Origin of the sequence: Gordonia sp. (in: high G+C Gram-positive bacteria), assembly GCF_020438995.1 — a bacterium.
Lineage (GTDB): Bacteria > Actinomycetota > Actinomycetes > Mycobacteriales > Mycobacteriaceae > Gordonia.
This window is the reverse complement of record NZ_JAGQTN010000086.1, coordinates 1-5,013: the sequence shown is the minus strand read 5'-3', so window position 1 is coordinate 5,013 and position 5,013 is coordinate 1. Positions and strand designations below refer to the sequence as shown.

At 66.2% G+C, this 5,013-nt stretch carries 4 protein-coding genes; all 4 read right to left on the bottom strand.

From position 1 onward, the window contains the following. Positions 1-181 precede the first annotated feature (181 nt). Positions 182-1,246 (bottom strand): hypothetical protein, encoded by a 1,065-nt coding sequence (locus KDB67_RS07165; protein ID WP_291014159.1) that lies wholly within the window; start codon positions 1,244-1,246, stop codon positions 182-184. 3 nt (positions 1,247-1,249) lie between these two features. Continuing rightward, positions 1,250-2,464, bottom strand: a complete 1,215-nt coding sequence (locus tag KDB67_RS07160) for an ATP-binding protein (RefSeq protein WP_291014157.1) — start codon at positions 2,462-2,464, stop codon at positions 1,250-1,252. After that, positions 2,461-3,126, bottom strand: coding sequence for a response regulator (locus KDB67_RS07155; protein ID WP_291014155.1), 666 nt, complete (start codon positions 3,124-3,126; stop codon positions 2,461-2,463). The genes KDB67_RS07160 and KDB67_RS07155 overlap by 4 nt, the downstream gene beginning before the upstream one ends. Positions 3,127-3,291: 165 nt before the next feature. Further along, positions 3,292-5,013: phenylalanine--tRNA ligase subunit beta (locus tag KDB67_RS07150; RefSeq protein WP_291014152.1), on the bottom strand; the 1,722-nt coding region annotated here is incomplete at its 5' end.

Sequence of the window (5,013 nt, the reverse complement as noted above, 5' to 3'; positions counted from 1 at the left end):
CCTTCATGACAATTCTGGAAAGTAGCATCTGACAGTTCATCACCGAGTTGTAAGACGCCAGTTCTACCTCTCGCCAACGGTATCGGTTCGTTTATCCAGGAGTGAGCCGTATCTTTGCGTGCCGCACAAAACTGGGGGTTGATTCGCAAAGCTCATGAACGGCTCGTAGGTGGAGTGAGATTCAGTGGAAGACAGTGACGTCGCCGGAGTGATCGAGTTCGTAGCGCACGTTCTCGTCGCCGTCACGCAACAGGACCGACGCAGCAATTGAGCGGCCGGGCGTAGCTACGCGCACGAAGACCTTGCCGGACTCGGTGTTCGCCAGGACATCCGCGCACAAGGCCGCCAAAGCCGACGTCACCCGATCATCGAGCGCGACTGCAGCCGGATCGTCATCGAGATGCGAATCGTCGATGAAAGTGACGTCGACGCCACGCAGGCGGGCTTCGTAGGCGAGCCTGTCGAGTTTCAGTTCCGACATCAACGGTGCCCGTAGCCGGTCACGGAGATGGGCTTCGAGGAGCGCGCACTCTGTTCTTTCGGCGTCGGACAGCTCCTCACCCGAGGCGATTCGTTTCAGCAATGGCCTGGCGAGGGTGTTGAGAATGTCCAGTTGCTGGGTTCGTTCCTCGTCGGCGGCAATATCGGCGGAGGTTTGCGCGACTCGTTCCAGTGTTTGTTGCCGTAGCAGGAACACGGACGACGCGGTGGGACGCAGGACCAGCGCGAACAGCATCGACATCGTCAACGGTGCCGCATCGATGATCATCCGGGATACCCCGTCCATGAACGTCTGCCCCGTGGCCTGGCCCCAGAATCCGAACACCACCGCCATCGCCGCCACACCCGCGAACACCGCGGGGAAACGGCCGCGGACAGCGGTGAAACAGTAGACGGCGGTGGGACCGCCATGAATCCACATCAGCAGTACCGATGGCGCCAGGTCTGCGGGTGTCTGGAGCAGTGCGAGTGCGCTCACCAGCGGGCCGGTGAGCAGCGCCACCAGCGTCGGCAAACCTGGGAGCGGATCACCGTGCGCACGCACGATGACAACGACCGAGCAGGACAGTACGGCGGCGGCAAGCATCGGTATCCAGGAATCGGTCTCCCACGACAGGTAGCCCACAACAGTCCAGACGGCCGCAAGGAACGCCCCGACCACGATCCAGACACCCCGTTGCCGAAAGCCGAGCATGTCCGAAACATCCCGGCCTACCTCGGCGAAGACAACACCATCCGCCGCCATCGGTCACCTGCCCCATTCCAGAACGACGATCGTTCCGGCGCCCGGCGCCGACAACAACTGTGCCGACCCGCCGTTCAGGGCTTCCATCCGTCGCCTGATGCTGACCGCGATTCCCAGCCGCGATGACGGAACCTGGTCCGGGTCGAACCCGACGCCGTCATCGGCCACCACTACCTGCACACCCGATGAGTCAACTCGCACGTCGACACTCACGTGCGCCCCGGCGCCGGCATGCCGACGCGTGTTCCGCACCGCCTCGGCGGCGGCGCCGGCCATTGCGGTGGCGACCTGTTGGGGAACGCTCCCCGAATCATCGACGTCGGCAGTCGTGATCTGCGCCGGTTCCACCAGCGCCACTGCTGCACGAATCCCATGCACCATCGTCTCCGGCGATATCGTCACTCCCTCGGTGCCACCCGTCGGCGCGTCCAGCGCGGCGAGTGCCGCCGAGGCCTCGCTCGCCAATTCCGGCGCCGCGCCACGGCGGGCCGCTACCAGTAGACTCGCCATCACCGTGTCGTGGGTCAGCGCGGCGAACCGGTTGCGTTCATCGGCGCGCGCCTGCGCGTCGGCGCCCTGAGCCGCGGCCCGATAGGCATCCCGGCGCGTGGAATCGAGGATCTGTGCGGTGCGGCGGGCCATGCTGGTGGCGGCGACGAACACCAGCGAGAAGGCGAACGCCCACGCGACGTCCGGGATCAGGGGGCTGTTCCGTTCGGGGGATCGCACCTGGTGGCTGATGGTCAGGGCACCGGCGACCACGAGAAGCAGATAGCCGATGGCGATCCGCGCGCGGCACGCCAAGGCCATCGCCGCGGCTGCCAGGCCGGGGAAGTTGGAGAACCAGATTCCGCCGATCGCGTCGAGTCGTTCACCGTTCCAGCCGAACCACCACAGGCCGAGCGCGATCGCGTAACCGGCTGCGGCAGCGAACGCGGCGACCCGTAACCGAGTCAGATCCGCACGCCACGCCATCGGTGCCATCGCCAAACCTGTACCAAAGATCAGGACCGCCGCCGTGGCTGTCCACCACGTGGACATCACAGACGACGCCTCGAAGATCGGGGCGATACTCTCCGCCGCGTATGCGGCGTAGCCGACAGCTATGAACACGGACATCCGGCGCAGAATCCGGCGCCCGGCGAGTTCGTCCGACCTGTCGGCAATACCGGACTGCCGTGCCGACGGACGCAGTCCCGTACTCCCGACGATCGTCACCGCGATTGACGCGGTATCGGCAGCAATCCGTCCTCGATTGCGCGCTTGTACAGATCCGTCTTGGTGGGGGCCGGGCGCCCGGCTTCCTTGTATCGGACACGAATGCGGTTGACATAATCGGTCACCGTCTCCCGGGCGATTCCCAGCTCGCGGGCCACGCGATCACCCGACTCCCCCGCCGCATACAGTTCCAGCACCCGTCGGAGCTGCGGCGACAGGCTGACGAACGTGCGGTCGGACTCGATCGCGGCCGCCCAGTCGATCCCGGGCGCGACGTCGCCGGCCAACGCTCCGCGTATCGCTTCGAGAAGTTCACTTTCGCGCGCGTTCTTGCGAACCACGCCGAGCACACCGGCCGATGCCGCCTGACGTACCAGATAGACCTCGTCGGCAGAGGTGTACACGAGGGTCGGTATTCCCGCCTCAGTCAGCGCATTGATGTTCGCCAACGGTGAGCTGCCATCATCCAGCCGCAGATCGAGCAGAACGAGATCGACCTCGGTTCCCTTGGCACATTCATCCAGGAGCTCACCGACGGTGCCGGTACCCACGACCATCTTCAGGTCGGCCTGTTCGTCCAGCGTCGCCCGAAGGCCACGAATGATCTGTTCGTGGTCGTCGATGACACCGATCCTCGCAACAGGGGCCACTGAATAAGTCATTCGCCCATTTTCAGGCATAGCGACAGCCGCGCCTTAGTACTACTCAGATGTTCAGCCCTTTATACGACGCTCCGAACGGCCAACCGCCACCGGCGAATTCGAGCCAAAGCGGCAATTCTGACAATTGCACCACGGGCGTGCAGCCGCGAACCGGACGACCGACGTTCAGCGCAAACGGGCTCCGACACGGCTGCCGGCCTCGTCGACGGCGGCGAGTTTGGCGGCGTTGGCCTCGTCCTCGGTGAGGGTGCGGTCACCGGCGCGGAAGCGCAGCGCGAACGCGAGGGACTTGTTGCCTGCGCCCACCTGGTCACCGGTGAAAACGTCGAACAGTTCGAGCGACTCCAGCAGGTCGCCGGCACCGTCGCGCAACGCGTCGGCGACGTCGGCTGACGGCACCGACGCATCGACGACGACGGCCACGTCCTGCAGGACGGCTGGGAACACCGACACCTTGGGTGAGGGCAGCACAGTGGTCAGCGGCAGGGCGTCGACGTCGATCTCGAAGGCGCACAGGCGCTTCGGCAGACCGGCCCGCTCCAGGATCGCCGGATGCAGCTCACCGGCATGGCCGACGGTCACACCGTCGATGATCACGGCGGCACAGCGGCCCGGATGCCAGGGGGCGAAGTCCGCAGCTGCCAGCTCGATCTGGACACTCGCTGCTCCGGCGACGGTACGGACGGCTTCGAAAGCGTCCAGGTAGTCGGCGGTGCGGCCCGGCCCCCACGGTCCGGCCGGATCACGCAGACCGGTCAGCACACCGGCCACGTACAGCGGCTGACGGGGAAGCGATGCGTCGAGGGCGGCGATCTCGGCGTCGTCGGGACGCTTGGTCACGTCGAGAGCGTCGACCGAAGTGACGTTGTCCCCGGCGATGACGACCTGCCCGATAGTGAAGAGTGCCAGATCACGTTGTCCGCGGGCGATGTTGCGGGTGGTCATTTCCAGCAGGCCCGGCAGCAACGTGGTGTTGAGTTCCGGACGGTCTCGCTCGAGCGGATTGAGCACCTTGACGGTGCGGCGACGCTCGGTGTCGGGGGCCAGGCCCCACTGGTCGAACACGCCGGCGGGCATGAACGGGTACGGCAGTACCTCGGTGAAACCGTCGACGGCCAGTACCCGGCCGATGCCGCGGCGACGGCGCTGGGCCGCGGTGAGCCCGGTGCCGGCGGGTGCCCTCGGCGGGACGGCCGGGATCAGCTCCAGACCCTCCAGGCGCAGCACCTCCTCGACGAGGTCGGCACGTTCGCGCAGGTCGGGACGCCACGACGCGGGGGTAACCGTCAGTGGATCGGTGCCAGAGACGGCACATCCGACCTCGGCGAGCCGTTTGGCGGTGGTGCCCGGCTCGTAGGTGATACCGGCGACCTTGTCCGGCTCGTCGGCGGCGATGGTGATGGGCACAGCCGGCTCGGTGTCGACGCGCACACCGGCCAGCGGGGAGGCGATCACACCCCCGGCGATCTCGACGATCAGCTCGGCAGCACGATCGGAGGCGGCGACGGTAATCTCCGGGTCCACGATCCGCTCGAAGCGCTTGGACGCCTCGGAGGTCAGCTTGTGCCGCTTACCGGTGCGGAACACCCGTACCTGATCGAATGTCGCCGACTCCAGCAGCACCGTGGTGGTGTCGGCGGACACCTCGGTGGAACCACCACCCATCACACCGGCGAGGGCGATCGGCCCGGACTCGTCGGCGATCACCACATCCTCGGGATCGAGAGCGCGTTCGGCGCCGTCGAGGGTGGTCAGCGTCTCCCCCGATGCCGCCGACCGGACGGTGATGGTGCCGGTGATCTTGTCGGCGTCGAACGCGTGCAGCGGCTGGCCGAGTTCGATCATCACGTAGTTGGTGATGTCGACGATCGCGGAGATCGGCCGGAT